Genomic DNA, 23,472 nt, shown 5'->3' on the forward strand with positions numbered 1-23,472 from the left:
TCACTGGCACTAAGAATGACCAGAGATGTTGAACGTGGGGAGTTGGAACGTGAACGAAAATCACGAGGCAGAAAAATTGGCCGAACGGCTTCAGATGACCGAACGCCAGGTCAACGTGTTGCGCGACAAGAACCGCAACCTTGACAAGCAACTTGCCGGGCTCAGCGGAAACAACCAACGACTGGTCGCACTGCTCGAAACTACGCGCGAACAAATTATCAATTTAAAAGCAGCGCTGGAAAAAGACGGCGACACACCTTTTAGCTACGGCACCGTCGTCGCCAAACACCCACGCCGGCACCCAGAACCCGGAGCGGGCATCGAATCTACCGGTGTCCAAGCCGTCGACGTCATCTACTCTGGCCGAAAAATGCGTGTCACCGTCAGTCCACTCATGGACTTCGACGCTGTGCTTATCGGACAGCAGGTTTTGCTCAATGAAGCATTAGTTGTAGTTGCGAGTCTTGGATTCGAAGAAACCGGCGAACTAGTCACCGTCAAGGAATTGTTAGAAAACAATCTCGCTGTGGTCATGGCCCACGCCGATGATCAGCGCGTGATCGAGCTAGCCGAACCTTTGCGCAAGATTCACCTGCGAGTTGGCGACCAGCTCACTATTGATTCTCGTAGCGGCATGGCTGTTAGCCGGGTGCAACTGACCGATATGCAGTCGTTGGTTCTTGAAGAAGTCCCAGAGATCTCATACTCCGATATCGGTGGCTTGAATTCGCAGATTGAGGCCATCAAAGACTCTGTCGAATTACCATTCACCCATCCTGAGTTGTACCGGGAGCACGGTCTGAGCGCGCCCAAGGGTATTTTGCTTTACGGGCCTCCAGGCTGTGGAAAGACGCTGATTGCCAAAGCAGTCGCTCATTCGCTGGCCCAGCGTGTTGTTGAACGTAAAGAAGGAACCAGCACACGAAGCTACTTCTTGAACATCAAGGGACCCGAGCTGCTGGACAAATACGTCGGTGAAACCGAACGACATATTCGACTGATCTTCGCCCGCGCCCGCGAAAAGGCGTTGCACGGGGATCCAGTCGTGGTGTTTTTCGACGAGATGGAAGCCCTGTTTAGGACTCGCGGAACGGGTGTGTCTTCGGATGTTGAAACGACTATCGTTCCTCAGCTTTTGGCGGAAATTGATGGTGTAGAACGACTGGACAACGTCATCGTCATCGGCGCATCAAACCGAGAAGACATGATTGACCCAGCCATCTTGCGCCCAGGTCGATTGGACGTGAAGATTAAGATTCGCCGTCCAGATGCCCAAGGCGCCACCGAAATCTTCAGCAAGTATCTGACCACTGAACTGCCGTTACACGAACAAGAATTAGCCGCCGATGCGGGCAACGCAGAAGCGTCTATTCGCCGGATGATCGATTCCACCGTTGCTGCAATGTACTCCACGGAACGCATCAATGAGTTCTTAGAGGTCACCTACGTCACCGGAGCAAGCGAGATCCTCTACTTCAAGGATTTCGCTTCCGGAGCCGTGATTCACAACATCGTTGACCGCGCCAAGAAACACGCCATCAAGGCACTGATCACCAATGACGAACGTGGTCTGAAAATGGAGTACCTGCTGCGTGCGGTGCGAGAAGAATTTGCCGAACACGAAGACATGCCGAACACCACTAACCCTGATGACTGGGCCCGTATTTCTGGTCGTAAGGGTGAACGAATCAGCAATATTCGCTCCCTGGTCAACCGTCAGGCAGCATCATGAGCGCGCGTCGGCTTGTAGGATTAGAGACCGAGTACGGTGTCATCCGCCCGCAGATGCCCAAAGCGAATGCCACGGTGCTTTCGGCTCAAATTGTCGATGCCTATGCACAACTAGTTGCTGAGCAAAGCTCCACCGCAACTGCAGCTCGCTGGGACTATGCCGACGAGACTCCTTTGCTGGATGCCCGTGGCTTTGAAATGCAGCGTAGCAAGGCCCATCCGAGTCAGCTAACTGACGCAGAACCAGAACTTGAAGAACCCGGCATCTGGACCGCGGAATCCATTGCGCTCGACGGTAACGACGCCCGGGTGGGATCAACTCTGTATCAAGAGAAAGACTCCACCGATGTTGTCATGAACATGGTTCTTGGCAACGGTGCACGGCTGTACGTGGATCACGCTCACCCTGAATACTCCAGCCCTGAATCACTCACGCCACGCGATGCTGTTCTTTGGGATCAAGCCGGCGATGAAGTCATGCGCAGGGCGGCTCAAACTGCCCAGCGTATGGGCAGTGGCGAGCTATTGCTCTACAAAAACAACACGGATAACAAGTCGGTATCTTACGGTGCCCACGAAAACTATTTGGTCCCTCGATCTATCGAATTCTCCTCGATCGTCAGTGGCATGACTCCGTTCTTTGTTAGTAGGCAAATCTTCTGCGGTGCCGGACGTGTAGGCCGTGGCATGCTCAACGAACGCGCCGAGTTTCAGATTTCGCAGCGCGCAGATTTTTTTGAGGCTGAAGTCGGATTGGAAACGACGATTAATCGTCCAATCATCAACACGCGCGATGAGCCACACGCCAATTGGGACAAATATCGTCGCCTTCACGTGATCATTGGTGACGCTAATCTAGGACAAATTTCCACCCTGCTCAGGGTTGGCACCACTAATTTGGTCCTGTCTCTGATCGAAGCGAACATGGCCCCTGCCCTTGAGCTGGTCGAACCAGTTCTAGCCCTGCAACAGATTAGCCACGATCCGAGCCTCACAACGCGCGTAAAATTCCGCGGTGGAATCGAGCTATCGGCCATTGAAATCCAACGGCTCTACCTTGAAGCCAGTGAAAAATATTGTGCGCAGCGCGGTATTGATGATCCTGACACGACCGAAATCCTGACTCGATGGGCTCAAATCCTTGACGTGCTCGAACGTGACCCGTTGGAAGCCGCAGACCAGATTGATTGGATCGCGAAGTACAAACTCATCAGTGGCTTTACCGAACGTCATCAGCTCACACTGGCTGATCCGCGCGTCGCCATGATGGATTTGCAATGGGCAGATTTGCGCACCGATAAGGGGCTGTACTACCGGTTAGCTGCCCGTGGTGCGATCAAGACCCTCTTTAGCCAAGAAGAAATCAACCAAGCAGTCGCCACCCCACCGGGGGACACGCGTGCGTACCTGCGAGGAATGGCTCTTCAACGCTATGCCCCGTATGTGGTGGCGGCTAACTGGGACGCGTTGTCCTTTGCAGTTCCAGGAGCACGTCAGATTAGCCGATTCCATATGTCTGAGCCTCTCGAAGGAACTCGTCAAAGCGTAGGAGACCTCTTCGATGCCAATATGGAGATTTCAGAATTTATCGATGAATTGGCGAGGCGCAAGTAAACAGCGCAGAATAGGTATGAGTCTCAGTACCTAATTCTGAGATTCAATAATTTTAGGAGATCAAGATGACTCAGGAAAGCTTCTCAGCTCGCCGCAACACCCAGGACCAGGCAACAGAGACCGAGCAGGTGCAGGTCAACACCACGGGTCAGTCCGCAGGGGTTGATGACCTGCTCGATGAAATCGACTCGGTTCTCGAGTCCAATGCCGAGGAATTCGTCCGCGGCTTCGTCCAAAAGGGCGGTCAGTAAAAATACTGCGTTAACAACGCAGGTATTCACTGGCACTAGACAAGGCAACGCCGCAGGCGAGGGGAAGTAGCAACGCGTGGATCGCAGAATTTACGGTCTTGAAACCGAATTCGGACTAACTTACGTCCCATCTGATGGGCGCCGGCTGACTCCAGAAGATGCTGCACGGCATCTATTCAAACCAGTGGTCAACTGGGGCAGAAGCTCCAATGTCTTCCTGGAAAACGGGTCACGACTCTACCTAGACGTGGGCTCTCATCCGGAATATGCCACGGCCGAATGCGACCAGCTGACCCAACTAATTGCCCATGACCGCGCCGGCGAGGCTTTTATGCTTGATCTCGTTGAGCAGGCTGAAGACCAACTGTTGGAAGAAGGCCATGAGGGCCGCATCTACATGTTCAAGAACAATGTGGACTCGGCCGGCAACTCCTACGGTTGTCATGAAAACTACCTCATTCCACGCAAGATCGAATTCAAACGACTTGCAGACATGCTCATTCCATTCTTGGTCACTAGGCAACTATTGTGTGGGGCCGGTCATCTGATCAACGTGGATGACCAGACCAAGTTCGTCTTTTCCCAGCGAGCAGACCATATGTGGGAAGGCGTGTCCTCTGCAACGACGCGTTCGCGTCCGATTATCAACACCCGCGATGAGCCCCACGCTGATGCCGAATATCATCGGCGTCTACACGTCATCGTGGGCGATTCAACTATGAGCGAGACCACCCAGTTGCTCAAAATCGTTGCCACTGACCTAGTCCTTAGACTGATTGAGTCTGGAGAAATTTACCACGATCTGCGCCTTGAAAACCCAATTCGTTCCATCCGCCAGATTTCGCACGATTTCAACGGACAAACGGTGGTACGCCTGATGGGTGGCGACGAACCGACAGCGTTACAGATTCAGTGGATCCTCTTCGAATCTGTCAAAGAGTTTGTTGCCCGACACGGAGCGCACCATGATCATGTGGAGCGGGTCCTTGAACTGTGGGAACGCACTCTGCGGGCGATTGAAACTGAAAACTATTCGCTCATTGATCAAGATATAGATTGGGCTATCAAGCACAAACTGCTTCATGGCTATGCACAGAAGAATTCGCTGCCGTTGTCCTCTCCACGACTAGCGCAGTTGAATCTGACCTATCACGATATCGACCCTGCCCGTGGTCTATTCCATGTACTCAAACGACGTGGTCTAGCATCGAGTGTCGTCTCTGATGCGGATATCCGCCAGGCCGTGAATAACCCACCGGCAACGACACGCGCGGCCATACGAAGTAAATTTATCCGTGCAGCCAGAGCCAACGGGCGACGCTACAGCGCAGACTGGGTTCACATGAAATACGAGGACGAACCGGGAGGAATCGTGCTCTGCAAGGATCCCTTTGCAACCAGCGATCCCGAGGTGGACAAGCTCATTGATCTGATGAGCCAGCGACCGTAACTAGCGGGCGGAAAGACTTTTCACAGCTACGAACCCTAGGGTTGTAGCAGTGAGTTTGATACTCAATTGATGAGTATCTCTGCAATTTTAAGATTTGACTTCAACGAAAGTAGATTCGTGCGAAAAGTATTGGCATTGTGCGCTACTGCCTCGGTCCTAGCCTTGGCAGCCTGTGGTTCTGGATCATCGTCAAACCTGTCTTCGATCTCGGTCAAGCCAGCAGCCGACGACAACACTGCACCAGAGGTTTCCTTCGACACCCCTTTCCTTACGGAAAAGGATGAAGCTGTCACCTTGGAACAGGGCGACGGAGCGGAAATTAACGCGGGCGATACTGTCTCCATCAAATCCGGTCTATACAAGGCAATTGACGGTCTATCGGCCGGCGAAAACTTCACCGGAACTGCCACCGACATGACTGTTGATGACAGCATGAAGCAGCAGATGCCTGAACTCTACGATCGTCTGGTTGATTCAAAGGTTGGCGACTGGATCGCGTACTCCACCGTTGAAGGAACGCAGCAGGCTGACGGAACCGTAGCAGACCCTGAAGAAGGTGCTCGTGCCGAGCGCATCATCGTCCTCCACGTTGAAAGCAGCACGGCTGCCAGTGGAACGATGAGCAAGGATGAAGTAGCTAAGCAGAAGAAGGAAGGCAAGCTTCCAACTGTTAAGGTGACCGACGGTAAGCCAACCATCACCATCCCTAAGGACACCGAAGCTCCTAAGGATCTAGCGGTAGATGTTCTCGAAGAGGGCAAGGGCGAAGCCGCAACCGCCACCTCAAAGGTCAAGGCCAAGTACACCGGCGTTACCTGGGCTGATGGCAAAGAATTTGACGGTAACTTCGATGCAGATGAGGGCACCGAATTCACGCTGGACGGCGTGATCAAGGGCTGGACCGAAGGTATGACCGGTTTGAAGGCAGGTTCCAAGGTCTTGCTGACCATTCCAGCTGATAAGGCTTACGGAAATTCTTCTACGAGCGGATCGCCAACCGGCACCTTGGTCTTCTACGTAGAATTGGAATCTGTGACAGCTGGCGACAGCGAGTAAAGTCCTAAACAACGACTGAGAAAGGCCGTGACTATGTCGTTCGGAGAACGCAACTACGACCGCACCAAGCCCGAGATTGACTTCCCAGGTACCGACGCACCCGAAGAACTGGTCATCACCGACCTAATCGAGGGCACTGGCGCTGAGGTCACCCCAGGTACCACCGTGCAGGCTCACTATGTTGGTGTTGCCTGGTCGACCGGTGAAGAATTCGATTCTTCGTGGAACCGTGGCCAGACTCTCGACTTCCCAGTCGGAGTTGGCATGGTGATCCAGGGCTGGGATCAGGGACTGCTAGGCATGAAGGTCGGCGGCCGCCGTCGCTTGGATATTCCATCCAACCTTGCCTACGGCGAGCGAGGTGCTCCCGGCGCCATCGCACCAAACGAAGCACTGATCTTCGTGGTAGATCTCGTTGGCACCAAGTAAATAGCCAATGAAGCTAAGGCCCTGAGATAACACTCGGGGCCTTAGCTGTCTTAAAAGTCATGCTTAAAGCTAAAAGTTGGTTAGTCTAAACTCGTGAGCACAAAGCAATCCACTGGTCCAAGCAAGGCTGAACGCCTAACCAGCCTCATCTATGCCTTGGCAACCAAATCACGGAAATTTAATGCCGACCTGATCGGGGAATATCTCGTTCCCGATGGTTCTGCAGATACCCGCGAAAAAGCGCTTGATCGCCTTAAGGACGATATCCGCAATGACTTCGGACTTCAGCTGATCAAGGAAACCATCGACGGCGTACCTTTTTACAGCATTGATACCACCGACTGGTTCCTTCCACCGGTAACATTCAGCCCGTCTGAAGCTGGTGTCGTCGCCTTGGCAGCCAGCTTGTGGAAAGACACCAAGCTGCAGTCCTTGGGACTCAACGCAGCCGCTCGCGTGACCGGGCACGGTGATACTGAATCGAATGTGGCACCGCTAGCTGGGTCACTGGTTCCACGCCTCTCCATGGATGAACCGAACTTCCGTGACTGTGCGCTAGCAGTCTTTAACCGAAAAGCAGTGAAGTTCGTCTACGTTTCCTCACAAGGGACAAAAACCGAACGCATTGTCGACGTGTGGGGAATAGGCCAGCGTTACGGCAACTGGTATTTCACCGGCCATGACCACACCCGCAAGGACTCACGAGTCTTCCGACTTTCGCGAGTTCAAGGAAATTTTGGCACCTACCGACACACTGGTGCCAGCAGCACCTATCATCCGCGCCCCGAAAATTTCCAGATGAACCAGGTGCTCCTGGACTTTGACCTCAAGCACCCAGGCTATGTCGCCACCATCATGCTCCACCGTGACGAAGCAATTCCATTGCGGGCGCAATCACTGAATGGTAATAACACGAGTTCTGAGCTTCAAATCGGTTATTCAGATCCGCATTCGTTTGCCGCGGAGCTCGCCGGTTATGGACCAGCGGTGCAGGTATTGGCGCCAACTGATTTAGCCGAACAGGTTCATCGCATATTGTCTGATGCAAAAGCCGCACAGATTGCACAGGAGACCCTGGACGACTACCCGCAGGTGAAGTTCCGTCCCAATCGTGCCACCGGGCGAGGCACAACGACGACGCAAGTGATGCGCAATATTGACATGATTCAGTATGTCGTCGCCCAAGGTGTCGTGAAGATCCAAGAACTCGCAGAGCGCTATTCCATGAGCGTGTCAAAGATCCGTGAAGAATTAGCGATGATCATGATGTGCGGTGTTCCTAACGGCCAGCACGATGAACTGATCAACGTTAATGATGGTGACCTTGAATCTGACACAGTCACCATTTCCAACGCGGCGCTTTTGGCTGAACCTCAAAAACTTGCGCCATTAGAAGCCGTCGCCATCCTGGGAGGATTGAACGCTTTAGCAAGCATCCCAGAATTTGAGCATCAAGAAATCCTGAATTCTGCCTTAGAGAAGGTGAACTCAGCTGTCGCTCGATTCGAAGGATGGAACGGCGCTCTAGGTTTCGCACTCTCGAAGGCACGCGAAAACGATATTCCACGACAACTAGTTACGGCTGCGAAGCAGCACAATGTCGTGCGCATTGATTACTACTCTGCCAGTTCTCGTACGCATCAGCTGCGGGACGTTGAACCCGTGAGAATGATTGAAGATGGTTCAATTCAATACCTACGGGCTTGGTGTCGAAAACGTGAAGACATGTTGACTTTCCGTGTAGATCGCATTTTAAGCGCGCAAATTTTAGATGAACTGTACGTTCCATCGGCAAAGCATGAAGACCAACAAGATGTTCAGATCCGATACGAGGCAAGCTCGGATGATCTTGAGGTAGTTCTCTATGTAGACACAGAAATTTTGCCTATCGTAGAAGCATTCCATCCGACCTCTTGGTCGACAGGAAAAATTGGTCGAGGTTACTTGGCGACGGTACGATTCTCGGATCACCAAGTTGCTGCACCTTTGGTGGCGCGGCATAGCGGTAAACTGGCTGTGGTTAGTCCTGACGCTACGCGCGAACAAGTAGTGCGGTGGTTGGACGATGCTATTCGAATGTATGAGGATTAGTAGATGCTTCCTTGGTGGTTTTGGGTTCTGTTGTGGACAGTAATTGTTTTGGCGACTGTTCTTGCAGCGGTTCTTGCCGGCTTCCGTTTATTCAAACAGGGAATGGCGGTTGTTGAAGATTTAGGCACCGCTGCTGACAAAGTCAGCTCAGGTTTAAACCAATCTGGCACCATTGTGGAATACACTCCAAACCCACGCCGGTACCCTCATGGGACCGATGCAACGCATGGTGATCCCGAGAAGATTCGTAAGTTGCGTGACAAGGGTAAAGCCGAACGTATTGAGGCCCGTCGCTTGCGCAGGGTTGCGCGTCGAGCTGAACGTGGCCAAGCTCAGAACATGCACGATCTTCGCCTGTTCTGACGTAGAATTTAGATTGAGAGAAGGGAAATCACATGGGTGGTTTACAGGGATGGCATCTGGTCATCATTATCGTTTTGGCACTGTTGCTCTTCGGCGCTCCAAAGCTTCCAGGCTTAGCACGCTCGATGGGTCAGTCGTTGCGCATTTTTAAGTCTGAAGTTCGCCAGATGAAGGATGACGATCCAAAGTCGGAGACTGTCGACGGCACAGTCAACGATCCAAATCCTAATGAAAAGAACAACTCCTAACTTCATCTGTGGCAACAAATAAAGATAAGACTCCGCGCAATAAGAAGAAGCGGGTCAAAGACGACGAAGGTCGGATGTCTCTTAAAGAGCATCTGATTGAAGCTCGAAACCGACTTTTCAAATCGCTGATCGCGTTGACCTTGGGAACTGTCGCAGGGTTTTTCATCTACGACTGGTTACTTGAACTGATCATTGATCCAGTTCAAGCTGCCGGTGGGTCGGTGAACTTCACGGCAGTGATGTCGCCTTTCGACATCATGATCAAAGTTGCGCTATTCGTTGGAATACTCGTTTCTTCTCCCGTATGGCTCTATCAGTTGTGGGCGTTTATTGTCCCAGGGCTGAAAAAGAACGAACGTCGCCTTAGCTATACTTTCGTCGCCATCTCGGTGCCGCTATTTATTGGTGGCGTCGCTATGGCTTACTTTGTGTTGCCATTTGCCCTCAAGTTCTTTATCAGTCTGGCTCCAGAAAACTCCGAAAATCTCATTAATATCAATGAGTACCTGCCATTTATCATCCGATTGCTTCTCGCGTTCGGCTTGGCGATGTTGGTACCGGTACTGATGGTGGGACTGAACCTGGTCGGAGTTCTACCTGCCAAGGTTATTCTGAAGAACTGGCGAATTACCGTATTCCTCATTGCTGTTGTTGCTGCCATGGCTGCCCCTGGCGGTGACGCCATCACCATGTTCGCTCTCGCTGGTCCATTGTTCTTGACCTTCGCGGCAGCAACGATTTTCTGCTACTTCAACGACAAGAAACGTGTAAAGAAGCAGGCGGCACAGGACGCTGAAAATGAGCGTCTAGCACAGGGGGAGTCGAGCACGATCGCCACTCCTGAGCCCATCGACGAACCAAACTCACAGATATAACTGATCGTCAAGAAAGCGAACGGCCACAAGTGACTTCACCCGCGGAACGATACGCGACTTCCAAGGCACGGCAGGTCGAACTCGGCTCTGCACTTCCCGACTTCCGCGCCAGTATTTCCTTTGACCTGGATCCATTCCAGGCCGAAGCGTGTAGGAAAGTCACAGAGGGCCACAGCGTCCTCGTCGCAGCGCCTACGGGTGCCGGCAAGACTGTTGTTGGTGAATTCGCGATCTTCCAGGCATTGCGCGAGAATCGCAAAGCCTTCTACACCACACCCATCAAGGCACTGAGTAATCAAAAATACTCAGAGCTGGTCAACCGTCATGGTGCCAAGCGCGTTGGCCTACTCACGGGTGACACGTCGATCAACTCTGAAGCTCAGATCGTCGTGATGACCACCGAAGTTCTGCGCAACATGTTGTACGCCGACTCGCAGACCCTCGATGGCCTTGGATACGTCATCATGGATGAAGTCCACTACTTAGCGGATAAATTCCGTGGCGCGGTGTGGGAAGAAGTCATCATCCACCTGCCATCAAACGTTCAAATTATCTCGTTGTCTGCCACGGTATCCAACGCCGAAGAATTTGGCGGCTGGCTGGATACTGTTCGAGGGCAAACGGACATTATCGTTTCCGAACACCGGCCTGTGCCCCTGTTCCAGCACGTGATGGTCGGACCAAATATCATCGATCTTTTTGCTGAGGATGTTGCCTTCGACAAGGTAGCCGAAGGCGAATCCAAAGCAAGCGTCAATCCTGAACTGCGCAAACTAGTACGGACCCACAATTCTGGTGGCCGGGTTCAGCGTGGACGTGGCAAGGGCGGACGCGGACCGCAACGGAGTTCTGGTTTTGGCCAACGGGTTAATCGCCCTTCCGTTATTGGCAAACTGGATCGCGCGGGGCTTCTACCCGCCATCTTCTTCATTTTCTCCCGCAAGGGTTGCGACATGGCGGTACAACAGTGCGCTATGGCTGATCTTCGACTAACCACTAACGAGGAAGCGGCAGAAATTGCCCAAGCCCTCGATGAAGTGTCTTACCGGATCCCGAGTGAAGACCTCGATGTCCTTGAGTTCTGGGCCTGGCGAGATGGACTGATTCGTGGCTTTGCCTCACACCATGCTGGTCTACTTCCAATCTTTAAAGAGATTGTTGAAGACCTCTTTGCTAGAAACCTCATCAAAGTGGTCTTTGCTACCGAAACCTTGGCATTGGGCGTCAACATGCCAGCCCGGTCCGTTGTCTTGGAAAAGCTCGTTAAGTTCAACGGCGAGTCCCATGTACAGATTTCATCGGGGGAGTACACCCAGCTCACCGGTCGCGCAGGCCGCCGAGGCATCGATGTGGAGGGGCACTCCATTGTTGTGTGGAACCCTGAACTGGAACCGGAAGCATTGGCGGGTCTGGCCTCCAAGCGTACTTATCCGCTGAATTCTTCCTTCCGACCGACCTACAACATGTCGACCAACCTATTGGCCCAATTCGGTCGTGAACAAACCCGCCAAATTCTTGAATCGTCTTTTGCCCAGTATCAGGCTGACCGTTCCGTGGTGGGAATGGCCCGACAGGTGCGTTCCAAAGAAGAATCATTGGCGGGTTACGCGAAGTCAATGCAATGCCACCTTGGTGACTTTACTGAGTATCTGAAGATTCAACGGAACTTGTCGACGCTTGAGAAATCCGCGGCAAAGAACCGACGCACCGAACGACGCTCTGCTGCCGAACGTTCCTTGCAGGCGGTCATTCGCGGGGATGTGGTGGACCTTCCTGGTGGCCGTCGCTTCGGCCGAGCCGTGGTGGTCGAGCTTGATACTGCCATGTACAACCCACGACATACCGTGCTCACCGATGAAGGGCAACTACGCCGGTTGTCGGCCGATGACCTGAACGGTCCAGTCGAAATCATTTCGCGTATCAGAATTCCCAAGGGATTCACCGGTCGCGCGCCCAAGGAACGCCGGGACTTGGCCTCATCACTGCGAAACGCCGTTGACGACCATCGCCCGCCGCGCCAAGACGCACAAAGCTTTAACTATGATGGCGCGGACTCATTTGAACGTGAGATCGCCACGATGCGGATGGAGCTGAAAGATCATCCGTGCCACGCCTGCTCAGAGAAGGACCAGCATATGCGCTGGGCCGACCGGTACTGGAAGCTGAAAAAAGATACTGATAAGGCTCGTCGAGCCATTCGTGGGCGCACCAATACGATTGCGACACAGTTCGACAAGGTGTGTAAAGTTCTCGAACAGTTCGAATACCTCACTCCTTCGGGTGAAAATGATGACCTTACGCTCACGGACTCAGGCCGCCGACTGCGCCGGATCTACGGGGAACGTGATCTGCTGACCAGCCAAATCCTTGAGACCGGGAAGCTGAGCAAGCTCAATGCAGAAGAACTCTGCGCGGTAGTTGCCAGCTTGGTGTATCAGGCCCGCCGCGATGGTGATCGCCCAGATCCAAAGATGCCGACCGATAAGGTAGCAGATATTTGGAATACCACCATCAAGATCTGGGGTGCACTCTCCGACGCGGAAGAAGCGTTGAATTTGGATCCAACGGCTCCGCCAGAATCCGGATTGATCTGGCCCATGTACAAGTGGGCCAGGGGATCGAGCCTGAATAGTGCACTGCGCGGGACCGATATGGCACCTGGCGACTTTGTTCGTTGGGCCAAACAGGTCATCGATACCTTGGACCAGTTCGCCAAGAATACCGATCTACCCCCAATGCTGGTGCGTAATGCGTTTAAGGCAGTAGACCAGGTCAAGCGTGGCGTTGTGGCCTACTCCAATGTTTTGGCCTAGCCGAGCGCTAGAGCCCATAAGAACTTACTAATTTGGTGCACGAGAAAAGGGAGCACGCTGATGGCAAAAACGCTGTACCGCAACGGGGCAGTTTATTCCGCCGCGGATCCATTTGCGACCGCCATGGTGGTCGATGGAGATACGATTTCCTGGCTAGGCGGTGAGGACGCGGCGCAGCGTCACGCAGAATCGGTAGATCAGGTGATCGATTTACGTGGTGGGCTGGTGACTCCGGCCTTCGTTGAGTCACACACCCACCTTGCAGCACTGGGCCGTACCTTGGCAGGTTCAGATCTCAGCTCTGCCTCCTCGGCAAGCTCACTTTTGTCCCTCGTGGCAACTCAGGGACAAAAGTCCACCAAAATTGTACTAGCTCAGGGCTGGGATAACTCGGACTGGGCGCAACAGGACCTTCCGAGCGAGCACGATCTAACCAGCGCTGCTGACGGCCGAGCCTACTATCTTTCGCGTCGCGATGTGCACAGCGCTCTCGTCAACCAGGAGCTCTTGGACTTCCTGGGATTGGGGTATCTGAAGCCGGGGCTTGTCTCTGGCAACGACCACGATGAAGTTCGATTAGCTTTGGCCAAGGCGCAGAAGGCTGACCAGGCATTCCAGCGGTTGGCCCTTGAGCACTATGCATCACGAGGCTTTGCCACCGTGGTTGAGATGGCAGCGCCCCAGCTAGAAGGTCGCGCAGCCCTGGATCAGCTCTTGGCCAAAGATCAGCCTAATATGCCTAAGGTGTACGCTTTCTGGGGCGAACTGGTCAACGATGAAGATGCCGCGGAAGAACTGATCGCTTCATTCCCTACTGGTCGGGTATTGGGTCTGGGCGGTGATCTGAAGGTTGACGGTTCCCTTGGCAGTCACACCGCCTATCTACGCGAAGACTATAGCGATCGCCCCGGTGAACGCGGCACCTTGTATCTGAGCAAGGAAGAGATCGCGGCACACATAATCGCGTGCAGTAATCGCGGAATCCAGGCGTCCTTCCACGTCATCGGTGACGGTGCACTGGACGAGGTGCTTGACGGTTTTGATCTGGCCGCTGATCAGATCGGAATTTCCAAGGTCCAGATGGGGCGCCATCGCCTAGAACATGTGGAAATGGTTGACGAGGCTACGCGCACTCGACTCTTGAAGTACGCAATCACGGTCTCTATGCAGCCAGTGTTCGATTCCGCCTGGGGTGGTTCGAATGGTATGTATGTGCAGCGTCTGGGCGATCGTGCCGCATTGATGAACAACCTATCCGCGATGCTGTCAGCTGGTGTCCCATTGGTACTCGGCTCCGACGCACCAGTGACCGAGGTCGACGGGTGGGAGGTCGTGCGTGCAGCCATGAATATGTCCAACGAGCAGGCTCGTATTTCAGCCCGGGCAGCGTTCTTGGCTCAAACTCGGTCCACGTACCGCGCTATGGGAGAAATGAATCCCTTGGCGGGGCAGCTGGCCATTGGGGCTCAGGCAACCTTCGCCGTGTGGACTGCCTCTGAACTTGCTGTGCAGACCCCGGATGTTCGTATTAGTTCTTGGAGTACCGATGCGCGTGCTGGTACTCCGATGCTGCCTGTCGTTGATGAGGAAATTCCTCAGTGTTTGCGCACCGTTCGCGCCGGAATCACGATTTTCGACAATCTTGAACAGGCGGATTAGCTCATAGCGAAAGTCTTGACTTCAACCGTATTAAATTCGCCAAGTTACTTCTGACTAGTAGCGTCTAGATAAAGATTGAAGTCATTAGATGGTTGACAGCCTAGGTGGGTCACCCACTAGGCTGAGGTAAGCGCCTCTTCGTGATGCACAAGCATTGCGTTCGAAACGACGCAATATAAACAACGATCCTCAGTGACCTTAGATAACATTCTGTCCCTTTTTGCGGGCAGAATAGGGCCGAAGTCACTGAGGATCGTTAGTTTATTCAGTGTCTTGGATGATCTGGCGAACTAATGGTGACTATAATTTGAGTTTGGACTATCTCTTCTTGTTGTGTCTGTGGCTAGTTTGCTAGCCCTGTACCTTCCAGGAAGAAGTTTTTGTTGTATACCCAGAAAGGTGTCGCCGAGTGCGCGTCATTACAATCATCCCGACCTATAACGAGCTGGAGTCGCTCCCGCTAACCGTAGGGCGGTTGCGATCCGCTGTTCCGGATTCTGATGTATTGATCGTTGATGATAATTCGCCTGACGGCACGGGTGAACTGGCCGACAAGATGTCGGCTGAAGACTCAAATATCCACGTACTTCACCGCACTGGCAAGGACGGCCTGGGTGCTGCATACATCGCCGGCTTCGAATGGGCGCTAGCTCGCGATTACGATGTCATGGTGGAAATGGACGCAGATGGTTCGCACATGCCTGAGCAACTTCCACGATTGCTAGAGGCCAGCGCTGCAGGTGCCGATCTGGTGATCGGTTCACGCTGGGTCAAGGGAGGAGAGGTCGTCAACTGGCCGCTACTTCGTAAGGTCATTTCCCGTGGCGGAAGCTTCTATTCCCGTACCATGCTAGGCCTGCCTTTGCGCGACATTACCGCAGGCTATCGTGCATTCAAACGCGAGACCTTAGAAGCCATTGACTTCGATGCTGTGGAATCACGCGGTTACGGTTTCCAGGTCGATATGACTTTCCGTGTTGCTATGCTCCGCAAGAAGATTGTTGAAGTTCCTGTGACATTCGTTGAACGTGAACTTGGCGCATCGAAGATGAGCGGAAATATTGTTTTCGAAGCAATGTGGAATGTTACTCGTTGGGGCCTAGGGGCCCGTTGGAAGAAGCTAACTTCTAAGAAGTAGATTTCCTGTAATGGCGCGCATCGAGAACTCTCTGACTGCGCGCTATTACTGTTTAATGGCGTTTTCTTAATAGCGGCATACTTTGCCCGTAAAACACTTCAGGGCTGGCCACACAATTTTTCATTGTGTGGCCAGCCCTGAAATATTTAACAAGCCTATGCTGGAAGTTCCAGCAGGTTTTGGGGGAGTGCTATACAGCTTCTCCGCGAGAAGCGCGTAGCTGTGCTAGGCGGTCTGCCAGAGTCTTTTCCAGTTCTTCTTCACTGCGACGCTCAAGGAGCATGTCCCAGTGGGTACGAACAGGCTTTTCGGCGTTAGCTTCTTCCATCTGGGCTTCGCCGTGGACGAGCTTAGCTTCTTTGCCGGTCTTGGTGTGCCAGACGGCTGGAATTTCAGCTTCTGCTGCAAAGACAACAAAGACGGTTTCTCCGTCTTCGGTACGGTATTCCACGCGCTGACGGGCAGCTGGCTCCACACCTGCCTCAGATTCCATGCTCTGTGCACCCAGGCGCATGCCTCGTAGGCTGCGATCGCTCATGTTTTCCCTCCGCGATGTTTAAAGAATTCGCTACACGTACCAACGTTTGGCACCAAGAAATAATTCCAGCCAACAAGGGGATCTGGATTCATTGGTACCAAAACATCCATTATACGCGTTAGCGGCGAAGTGCATGGTCTGCACCTCGCCGCTAATGATGATCTAGTTGTGAAACTAGATACCGCTACACCTCGTTGCTAGGTGCAGGTGGAGTCGATGGGGAAGTCGGGGCGGCGTTGCCACCCAAAGCTCCACCAATGCCCTTCAAGGCTTCGGTTAGCTCACTTGGGATAACCCAGAGAGTATTGGACGTACCTTCTGCAAGCTTAGGCAAAGTCTGCAGGTACTGGTAAGCCAATAGTTCATGATCTGGGCGACCAGCGTGAATTGCGTCGAAGACCTTCTGAATAGCCTGAGCTTCACCGTCAGCACGCAGGATCGATGACTGTGCGTCACCTTCGGCCTTCAGAATCTCAGCCTGTCGTTGACCTTCAGCAGTAAGAATCGCCGACTGCTTGGTACCCTCAGCGGTCAAGATGGCTGCACGACGGTCACGTTCTGCACGCATCTGCTTTTCCATCGAGTCCTGTATCGACAGTGGTGGATCAATGGCCTTGAGCTCGACGCGTGAAACACGAATGCCCCACTTGCCGGTGGCCTCATCCAGAACGCCACGGAGCTGGCCGTTGATCTGGTCGCGGCTGGTCAAAGCCTCTTCCAGGTTCAAACCACCGACGACGTTACGCAGGGTGGTCGTGGTCAGCTGTTCTACGGCCTGAATGTAGTTGGCAATCTCGTAGGTTGCCGCACGTGGCTCAGTAATCTGGAAGTAGACCACGGTATCAATGGATACTACGAGGTTATCTTCAGTAATTACTGGCTGTGGTGGGAAAGAAACCACCTGTTCGCGCAGGTCAAGCAGCGGCAAGAGTCGGTCCACAAATGGGATCAACAAAGTTAGGCCAGGATTTAGGGTGCGGCTGTACTTGCCGAGGCGTTCAACAATGCCTGCTCGTGCCTGTGGCACGATGCGTACGCTACGCAGCAGAACAATGATCACGAAGATCGCCAGAACGACAAGCACGATAGTCACACCAAAACCATTAGAACTCATGGTTGGTACTCACTTTCATTGTGCTGGATGATGAAGAATTTATTTGAAAACTGATCAGCTTTCAGCTGGATCTGCGGGCTTAGTGGTGAGATACGCGGTAGCGCCGTCAATCCGTGAAACCACGCCGTACGTTCCAGGTGACATGGTTGGAACGTTCGACTCTGCACGAGAAGTCCAGATTTCGCCCATGATCTTGGCTGAGCCTGAAATCCGAGAAGTGGGTTCGAGGATCAGAGCATCAGCACCGATCAGCCGATCGATATTTGAACGGAACCCCGCAGGCGACTTCTTGAGGTGCCTGACCGCGATAGGGCGAACAAGCAGAATCATGAGTAGTGAAACAATGCAGAAGATAACTACCTGCAACCACATAGGACCGTTCAGCAGGGCTACCGTGACCCCTCCAAGAGCGCCAATGCCCAGCATGATGAAGTACAGGTCAAGTGAAAGCATCTCGATGATGGCCAACAGAAGGAACAACGCAAGCCAAATCACCCACGCGTTACTTATGATCCAATCAGCGGTAGTCATGGAATCCACCTAATTTCTCATAGGACAAGGGCCAGAAGCTTTGGCCTTTCTTCTATTCTGCCGTATGAGGAACAGGAAGTACGTAGTCATTTTGGGGTATTTTCTATGCCTTAGGGATGAAAGCATGTACTCCGAAGGAAGCTGTTACCCGTTGTTCCCCCAGAGACTGAACTTTATTTCGAAGCTTCTCGGGCTGCAGATGATGCCCGGCAGGGCCCATAAACGCTAGGTTATAAAGATCCTCGGTATTCAAGTCCATCTGATAAGTCAGTTGTTCGGTGTGCTTCAGTTGAAAGTCATTGGCATCGAACTTTTCCACCAGAGAAGCTAACTTTCCATCCGCAACCGAAAGCATATCCAAGGGCTCAATGACTTCATTGAGATGATCAGGTTCGCCGGTGACGACAATGCACAGTCCGTGATCACGCAACACTCGCCGAAACTCCGCCGGGTTATGTGGAGCAAAACAGTTCAGCACCACGTCTCGTGAAGCATCAGCGGAAGGCAAGCGGCGCCAAACGTCCCATACCAACGCCAACGTGTGGGGTAGCTTCGCTGCCCGACGCATGGCATAACGTGAGATGTCTAAGGCGAGGGCATCGTGGTAGCTGGCGTTCGAGGCGCCAAGGATCTGATTGAGGTAGTAACCGGTACCGGCGCCAGCGTCGAGCAAATCAAGAGAACTTGATTCCCGATGTCCACGGACAATTTCCGCGAGCTTATTGGCCAGTGGTGCATAGTGGCCACGGCTTTGGAAAGCATCTCGTGCTTGAACCATGGCAGAAGTGTCTTCTAGAAAATTGGTACCTTTGCCCGTCAGAAAGTTAAAGTACCCTTGCTTCGCTGCATCAAAGCGATGGTCAGAGTCGCAGACTAACGTCTTGTGTGCTTCGTCCTTGAAGTGCAAGGGTAGTTCGCAAACGGGGCAGGTTACCGTGGTTTCGTTCGAAGGCATTAGAAGTTCAAGACCTTTTTAGCGGTAGCGACATCCATGTTTTCGTGACGCCACAACTCCGTTTCGTTGATCAGTGAACGAGTTTTCGCCTTATCGATGTAGACGGTACCAGACAGATGATCCGTTTCATGCTGCACTATTCTTGCCTGCCAACCGCTAAATGATTGCGTGTGTGCTTCTCCATCACGGTCGTTGTACGTTGCCGTGATGTCAGCAGGGCGCGTAACTACACCCTGGAACCCTTCGAAAGACAGGCATCCCTCATAGAATTCCGCCGTGCGCTCCGATGCTGCAGTGTAGGTTGGGTTGAAAATTTCGAAGTATTCCAACGGTTCTCGTTCACGCTCGGAAGCAATTGATTCCGGTATAGGATACAAGTCTTCAAGCACAGCAATCTGAAGGGGAATGCCTACCTGGGGAGCGGCCAGACCTACTCCCGGTGCGTCATACATTGTCTGGCGCATGGCTTCAAGCAGTTCTTCGAGCAGCGGTTGCTCGAGCTGACCGGTGTACGGGATTGCCCGTTGACGAAGAAGAGGATGGCCAAGTTGCACTATTGGAAGCACCAGATTCTCGTCAGCCGTTTCTAGAATCCCGGTGACTAGTTCGATGATCTGTTCGTTGGTGTATTCGGTGTTCATCGGGATCCGGTGGTCCGTTCTACGTCGTGGTGGCGGTTTAGCTGCGCTAACCGTGAGGCCAATCGTGCTTTTTCGGTGGCGTGCAGCATGTGGCCTAGCTTCGATAGGTCGTCTTCAGCATATAAATGAACTTCGATGTTCTTGTCGTAGAAGACATCGATCAGGTTCGCTAGTCGCCGTTCCTCATCCATAGGCATCGTTTCGCTGGCCGGTATTTGGGTCACGTGCCAGCATGAGAATCGAGAGGCAAGTTCGAGATAGTCAGCTGTGTTGCGCCTGGTTCTGCAGATTTGATCAAAAGTAATCCAGATTATCCCGTCCCGGAGCTCAACGGGGCCAATTTGGTCATAACCGATCTTGATCCAGTCGTTACCTGAGATTATGGGAGCTGGATGGGGGAGTAGGTTTAGCGATCCCCGACGGTAACCCTCGGCTGGTGCCTCCAGAGATGTACTGAGTAGTCGGTAATCTAGCTCATGATCCAACTCAAAAACTTCGAAGTCACTCCGGATGCTGCCGATGATCGGCTTCACCAAATGGTGAAAGGTATCGTCGTCTAACAACTTTTCGGGTTCGTAATTTGAGGTCGTCACCAACTGAATGTCATGCTGCTCGCAGTACTTGACCAGTTTGCCCATAAACATCGCATCGCCAGGCTCGGTGCAGTGGAATTCGTCGAAAATCAGTACATTGATTCCGGAAAGTTCGCGTTCCAGACCTTGTACAAAAATGGCACCTAAAGATTGACCTAGTAGGCGATTTTTGGGGGAGTTCAGGCGATGAAAGAACTCATGAAAATGAAATCTCTTAGTAAGAGCTTCTGGAAGATGTGCCACCAAGGAATTGGTAATCACCGTTTTTCCTCGGCCTGGTGGTCCATAGATGTACACGCCGCGCCGTTTGTTTGAGGCTGTTGGCCCCACCGATTCACTCAAGATTCTGATGAGTTCACATTGAGTTGAATCGGCGGTAATCCCTGCATTAGCTAGTGAGCCCAAGATCTTTTCGGCTAGGGCGTGAGCAGCCGGTGTTTGTGTTGACGAGTTGGGCATAACTAAATTTTGCCATTCTCTGCTGTGGCGGCCAATTTAACAACTGGCCAGCGGCTCTGAGAAACGTTTGAGCAATGCGCATCGTAGGTCAGTTGGCGGCCCCTGGCTGGTCGGTTCGTAGTATTGAGGAGTACAGAAAGATTCGGATCCTTGTAATGCCGCGTGTCCACTCCGAGCGCATCGACTGAGGCTCTGAGAAGTGAGAGTATTCAGAAATCCCCAGTCAGAGACGATTTCCGGCTAATCATTTCGGATGATTTATTCAGGGGATAGGTGTCAGGTTTTGCGAAAGAGCCTCCACTTCGAGTGAATTTTTCCGATACCTATCGCTTTTAGAAGCAGTAAGCCCATAATGGACACACTCACCAAACTGGTCGGTTGGGACCTGTTGGTCAGTACTACAGTGCAATGGACTCAGGGAGTGTTTGCGATGACTAGTGAATATAGCGTTCCAACGGCGCAATCAGGGATCATATCGGGCGATTTGCTTGATATGACAGTGACAGTCCTCAAGACGTTATCTGAGCCATTGCGACTTCAAATGCTGTGGGCTTTATGCGAAGACGATCTCACGCTGTCAGAGCTTGCGCAGTTGGTGGGCGTCAGCCCAACGGTAGCTAGCCAATTGCTGTCACGCTTGCGAACCGCTGGTGTTTTACAGACCAATAAATCTGGACGTCACGTGATCTACTCGATGCACGATGAGTTCTCGCGTCAGTTCATTCGTCAGACCCTAGACTTTGCTGCGCACCGTCTGGCCTTGCAAGATTCAGTACCTGAACAATCGCATTGATCTTGCGTGAACTCACTAGATAAGGACGCTGTTTCACCTGTTCTCACCAGCATTAGAAATAAGCCGATAATCTACATTATGTAAAGTAGTGGAAATCTGGTGCTCCCACCGAACCTGAAATCCACTCACCCATTGAACTTACGGACCACGAAGAATCGCAGCGGCAGATCGAATCTGAGGTATTGGGTTCAGCCGCGAAAGCTGTCTCTAGCGTGCCTGGCGCTTTCGCATCTGAGCTCTCGATCCGGTGGAACGTTGGCATGCTCTAACCTAGCTACGGCCGACTGATGCGCCTGGAAAACAGTGAAGATTGGAGAGCAACGATCCTTGACCAGAGTTCCAGTGGTCGTGTGCGCGAGAGAAAATCGAACTCTAGATCAAGATAGGCTGATGGTGACTACTCATGGACGTGAGACTCCCCTAGTTTTAAGGACTAACGCAGGAATATGTCACCAAAGGCTTTGTATCGAACAATTGCACGGGCAGAAGCAGTTACGTGGACGTTGCTGATTCTTGCCATGATTCTCAAATACGGTGTGAAAGTTGGTGACTGGCCGGTATCAATTGCTGGTTTCATACACGGGTTCGTATTCCTGTCTTACTTTGCCACGGCGCTACTGGTGGGCATGAACCAGCGATGGAGTAAGAGACTGATCCTTACTGCTGCGGCAACTTCTGTGATTCCATACCTCACCGTTCCCTTCGATCAATGGCTAGAACGCAAGGACAAATTGAATGGTTTTTGGCGTACTGAAGCCACTGATCATCCCAGTGATAACGGATGGTTAGATAGGACAATGAGGTGGCTCGTTGCTCGGCCAATTCCAACAGCGATAGGTTTCTTTGTCGTTGTCGTAGCCGTCTTTTCCGCTTTACTGGTTATGGGTCCTCCCGGAAGTTCAAGCTAATTGCATTTTCAGCGGGTTACCCGGAATTTCCATTACCAACGGTGACACCGGCCACGGGCACGCGTTTATGTGCCAAACAGTTGGTCATACCACGAAGCGGCCAACGATCGTTGCGGTCTGAAGACTCTACAGTGAACGGCTCTACTGCGCTTTAATCAGTCGCGGAATAGATTTCATCATGATGATCATCGCCACGAGTTCAACGAGAGTCTGAGTAACTACGACTGTCGCAGCCATCGAATATTCTTTGGGCAGTGCAAGAGCAATGGGAAGCACAACCAGTGAATTTCTAGTCACCCCGCTGAACGTTGCGGCCCGTTGTTCGTTGATTGAAAGCCGGAATATCTTTCCGATAATGAACGCGCAGACTCCAGCGACGAGAGCAAACGTGATGAAAATTAAGATCGTCTTAAGCAGTTGGTCGGTGTGTTCAGACAGTGAAGTGATCTGGGAGCCGGATACGCAATAGAGCGTCCCCATCATCGCTGGCACCATGAAGCTGTCAGCGGTCTTTGCGAAGTGGGTGACGGGTGTCCATTTTCTACTAAGCGCCTGGGTCGTCAGTGCGAGCAACAATGGCAAGAGAATTAGTAGTATCAGTGCTTCTATAAATGGCCCTGGCGTGAAGAGAGTCAACGATGACTTTCCTACGATAAAGATCAAGTAGAGCGGGATCAGCGCCATTTGGGCCAGCAACAATAAAGGAGTCGTGGCGAGTAATTTGCGGCTCGCTCCCCCAGCGAGTCCAGAAAAAACGATGACATAGTCAACACACGGCGCCAGCAGCACTAAAGCAACGCCGATCAAGACCGGCTTGTTGCCTTGAACGAATCTAGTGAGTATGAAAACTATCGTTGGGACCACGATGAAGTTGATAACCAGCAGGGCGGACATAAATTTGAAGTCTCGCCACCCGTTGACTAACTGGGTCAGCGGCATGCTCAGGAAAGTCACGTAGAGAAGTAGGCACAAGAATGGATTGATCCATGCCGACAGACCGTCGCTGTTCGAAGGAATATAAATTCCCGTCAGGCAGCCCGCAACGATGGCCAATAAATAAAGCATGATCTGATGCTTATCCATCCAAGCTGCAAATCCTTGCAATAAGATCACCCTTCTGGTGCTAGTGAAGATCTAAGAAACGAATGGAGGGCGAATCCTCTGCGCCTCTCCCCTACGATGCTGTGGCTGAAGTGACACTGCCACGAGTCTGAAAACGACG

The 23,472-nt window shown here is 52.5% G+C and carries 22 protein-coding genes and 1 pseudogene; 15 read left to right on the forward strand and 8 right to left on the reverse strand.

The features are described from left to right. Positions 1-25 precede the first annotated feature (25 nt). The 13 genes from arc to QMQ05_RS08075 all read left to right on the forward strand — a co-directional run bounded on the left by arc (position 26) and on the right by QMQ05_RS08075 (position 15,718). Positions 26-1,732 carry a proteasome ATPase gene (gene arc, locus QMQ05_RS08015; RefSeq protein ID WP_434063186.1) on the forward strand — a complete coding sequence of 569 codons (1,707 nt, stop codon included), beginning with the start codon at positions 26-28 and terminating at the stop codon, positions 1,730-1,732. Further along, positions 1,729-3,345 carry a depupylase/deamidase Dop gene (dop, locus tag QMQ05_RS08020; protein ID WP_345474480.1) on the forward strand — a complete coding sequence of 539 codons (1,617 nt, stop codon included), beginning with the start codon at positions 1,729-1,731 and terminating at the stop codon, positions 3,343-3,345. Before arc ends, dop begins: the two co-directional genes overlap by 4 nt. Positions 3,346-3,410: 65 nt before the next feature. Next, positions 3,411-3,596 carry a ubiquitin-like protein Pup gene (locus QMQ05_RS08025; protein WP_345474482.1) on the forward strand — a complete coding sequence of 62 codons (186 nt, stop codon included), beginning with the start codon at positions 3,411-3,413 and terminating at the stop codon, positions 3,594-3,596. 76 nt (positions 3,597-3,672) lie between these two features. Then, positions 3,673-5,046: a Pup--protein ligase gene (pafA, locus tag QMQ05_RS08030; RefSeq protein ID WP_345474484.1), complete on the forward strand. Its 1,374-nt coding sequence runs from the start codon at positions 3,673-3,675 to the stop codon at positions 5,044-5,046. 117 nt (positions 5,047-5,163) lie between these two features. Next, positions 5,164-6,102 carry an FKBP-type peptidyl-prolyl cis-trans isomerase gene (locus QMQ05_RS08035; RefSeq protein ID WP_345474486.1) on the forward strand — a complete coding sequence of 313 codons (939 nt, stop codon included), beginning with the start codon at positions 5,164-5,166 and terminating at the stop codon, positions 6,100-6,102. Between the two features lie 33 nt (positions 6,103-6,135). Then, entirely contained in the window at positions 6,136-6,531 is a 396-nt protein-coding gene (locus tag QMQ05_RS08040) for an FKBP-type peptidyl-prolyl cis-trans isomerase (RefSeq protein WP_058254296.1), read from the forward strand. A gap of 93 nt (positions 6,532-6,624) precedes the next feature. After that, entirely contained in the window at positions 6,625-8,622 is a 1,998-nt protein-coding gene (locus QMQ05_RS08045; protein ID WP_345474490.1) for a helix-turn-helix transcriptional regulator, read from the forward strand. Between the two features lie 3 nt (positions 8,623-8,625). Then, complete coding sequence (locus QMQ05_RS08050; RefSeq protein ID WP_345474491.1) at positions 8,626-8,985, forward strand: hypothetical protein; 360 nt, start codon at positions 8,626-8,628, stop codon at positions 8,983-8,985. Between the two features lie 32 nt (positions 8,986-9,017). After that, the gene (gene tatA / locus QMQ05_RS08055; protein ID WP_058254299.1) at positions 9,018-9,233 is read left to right on the forward strand and encodes a Sec-independent protein translocase subunit TatA; all 216 of its coding nucleotides are present in this window, start codon (positions 9,018-9,020) and stop codon (positions 9,231-9,233) included. Between the two features lie 8 nt (positions 9,234-9,241). Beyond that, positions 9,242-10,108 (forward strand): twin-arginine translocase subunit TatC, encoded by an 867-nt coding sequence (gene tatC, locus QMQ05_RS08060; protein WP_334121497.1) that lies wholly within the window; start codon positions 9,242-9,244, stop codon positions 10,106-10,108. A 29-nt stretch (positions 10,109-10,137) separates the two neighbouring features. Beyond that, entirely contained in the window at positions 10,138-12,921 is a 2,784-nt protein-coding gene (locus QMQ05_RS08065) for a DEAD/DEAH box helicase (RefSeq protein ID WP_345474493.1), read from the forward strand. A 60-nt stretch (positions 12,922-12,981) separates the two neighbouring features. Next, complete coding sequence (locus QMQ05_RS08070) at positions 12,982-14,580, forward strand: amidohydrolase (protein WP_345474494.1); 1,599 nt, start codon at positions 12,982-12,984, stop codon at positions 14,578-14,580. 409 nt (positions 14,581-14,989) lie between these two features. Beyond that, entirely contained in the window at positions 14,990-15,718 is a 729-nt protein-coding gene (locus QMQ05_RS08075) for a polyprenol monophosphomannose synthase (protein WP_345474495.1), read from the forward strand. 190 nt (positions 15,719-15,908) lie between these two features. Here the strand turns inward: QMQ05_RS08075 and QMQ05_RS08080 are convergent, their stop codons facing one another. The 7 genes and pseudogenes from QMQ05_RS08080 to zapE form a co-directional block, all read right to left on the reverse strand. Then, positions 15,909-16,256 carry an RNA polymerase-binding protein RbpA gene (locus QMQ05_RS08080; protein WP_058254304.1) on the reverse strand — a complete coding sequence of 116 codons (348 nt, stop codon included), beginning with the start codon at positions 16,254-16,256 and terminating at the stop codon, positions 15,909-15,911. Positions 16,257-16,440: 184 nt separating this feature from the next. Next, positions 16,441-17,370, reverse strand: a complete 930-nt coding sequence (locus tag QMQ05_RS08085) for an SPFH domain-containing protein (protein ID WP_058254305.1) — start codon at positions 17,368-17,370, stop codon at positions 16,441-16,443. A gap of 54 nt (positions 17,371-17,424) precedes the next feature. Continuing rightward, entirely contained in the window at positions 17,425-17,901 is a 477-nt protein-coding gene (locus QMQ05_RS08090; RefSeq protein WP_345474497.1) for an NfeD family protein, read from the reverse strand. Positions 17,902-18,004: 103 nt separating this feature from the next. Continuing rightward, positions 18,005-18,679, reverse strand: a complete 675-nt coding sequence (locus QMQ05_RS08095; protein ID WP_345474499.1) for a methyltransferase domain-containing protein — start codon at positions 18,677-18,679, stop codon at positions 18,005-18,007. Positions 18,680-18,766: 87 nt separating this feature from the next. Continuing rightward, positions 18,767-18,856 (reverse strand): annotated as a pseudogene (locus QMQ05_RS16945) (hypothetical protein); the annotation flags it as partial. Next, entirely contained in the window at positions 18,856-19,497 is a 642-nt protein-coding gene (gene def, locus QMQ05_RS08100; protein ID WP_345474500.1) for a peptide deformylase, read from the reverse strand. The pseudogene QMQ05_RS16945 and the gene def, both read right to left, overlap by 1 nt. Next, the gene (gene zapE / locus QMQ05_RS08105) at positions 19,494-20,549 is read right to left on the reverse strand and encodes a cell division protein ZapE (RefSeq protein WP_345474502.1); all 1,056 of its coding nucleotides are present in this window, start codon (positions 20,547-20,549) and stop codon (positions 19,494-19,496) included. The genes def and zapE overlap by 4 nt, the downstream gene beginning before the upstream one ends. Before the next feature lie 352 nt (positions 20,550-20,901). Here zapE and QMQ05_RS08110 point away from each other — a divergent pair, with 352 nt between their 5' ends. Both QMQ05_RS08110 and QMQ05_RS08115 read left to right on the forward strand, forming a co-directional pair. After that, positions 20,902-21,342, forward strand: a complete 441-nt coding sequence (locus tag QMQ05_RS08110) for an ArsR/SmtB family transcription factor (protein WP_345474504.1) — start codon at positions 20,902-20,904, stop codon at positions 21,340-21,342. Between the two features lie 446 nt (positions 21,343-21,788). Next, on the forward strand, positions 21,789-22,250 hold the full coding sequence (locus QMQ05_RS08115) for a DUF3817 domain-containing protein (RefSeq protein WP_345474505.1): 462 nt from the start codon (positions 21,789-21,791) through the stop codon (positions 22,248-22,250). A 141-nt stretch (positions 22,251-22,391) separates the two neighbouring features. Here the strand turns inward: QMQ05_RS08115 and QMQ05_RS08120 are convergent, their stop codons facing one another. Beyond that, positions 22,392-23,333 carry an arsenic resistance protein gene (locus tag QMQ05_RS08120; protein WP_345474506.1) on the reverse strand — a complete coding sequence of 314 codons (942 nt, stop codon included), beginning with the start codon at positions 23,331-23,333 and terminating at the stop codon, positions 22,392-22,394. Positions 23,334-23,472: the final 139 nt, after the last annotated feature.

The organism is Glutamicibacter sp. B1, assembly GCF_039602135.1.
GTDB lineage: Bacteria > Actinomycetota > Actinomycetes > Actinomycetales > Micrococcaceae > Glutamicibacter > Glutamicibacter ectropisis.

Coding starts and splice junctions, on each gene's coding strand:
- QMQ05_RS08110 (WP_345474504.1), top strand. CDS start 20,902: ATGGACACACTCACCAAACTGGTCGGTTGGGACCTGTTGGTCAGTACT.
- QMQ05_RS08095 (WP_345474499.1), bottom strand. CDS start 18,679: ATGGTTCAAGCACGAGATGCTTTCCAAAGCCGTGGCCACTATGCACCA.
- QMQ05_RS08090 (WP_345474497.1), bottom strand. CDS start 17,901: ATGACTACCGCTGATTGGATCATAAGTAACGCGTGGGTGATTTGGCTT.
- def (WP_345474500.1), bottom strand. CDS start 19,497: ATGAACACCGAATACACCAACGAACAGATCATCGAACTAGTCACCGGG.
- QMQ05_RS08040 (WP_058254296.1), top strand. CDS start 6,136: ATGTCGTTCGGAGAACGCAACTACGACCGCACCAAGCCCGAGATTGAC.
- QMQ05_RS08050 (WP_345474491.1), top strand. CDS start 8,626: ATGCTTCCTTGGTGGTTTTGGGTTCTGTTGTGGACAGTAATTGTTTTG.
- QMQ05_RS08120 (WP_345474506.1), bottom strand. CDS start 23,333: ATGGATAAGCATCAGATCATGCTTTATTTATTGGCCATCGTTGCGGGC.
- QMQ05_RS08070 (WP_345474494.1), top strand. CDS start 12,982: ATGGCAAAAACGCTGTACCGCAACGGGGCAGTTTATTCCGCCGCGGAT.
- QMQ05_RS08115 (WP_345474505.1), top strand. CDS start 21,789: ATGTCACCAAAGGCTTTGTATCGAACAATTGCACGGGCAGAAGCAGTT.
- tatA (WP_058254299.1), top strand. CDS start 9,018: ATGGGTGGTTTACAGGGATGGCATCTGGTCATCATTATCGTTTTGGCA.
- zapE (WP_345474502.1), bottom strand. CDS start 20,549: ATGCCCAACTCGTCAACACAAACACCGGCTGCTCACGCCCTAGCCGAA.
- arc (WP_434063186.1), top strand. CDS start 26: ATGTTGAACGTGGGGAGTTGGAACGTGAACGAAAATCACGAGGCAGAA.
- QMQ05_RS08080 (WP_058254304.1), bottom strand. CDS start 16,256: ATGAGCGATCGCAGCCTACGAGGCATGCGCCTGGGTGCACAGAGCATG.
- dop (WP_345474480.1), top strand. CDS start 1,729: ATGAGCGCGCGTCGGCTTGTAGGATTAGAGACCGAGTACGGTGTCATC.
- QMQ05_RS08085 (WP_058254305.1), bottom strand. CDS start 17,370: ATGAGTTCTAATGGTTTTGGTGTGACTATCGTGCTTGTCGTTCTGGCG.
- QMQ05_RS08025 (WP_345474482.1), top strand. CDS start 3,411: ATGACTCAGGAAAGCTTCTCAGCTCGCCGCAACACCCAGGACCAGGCA.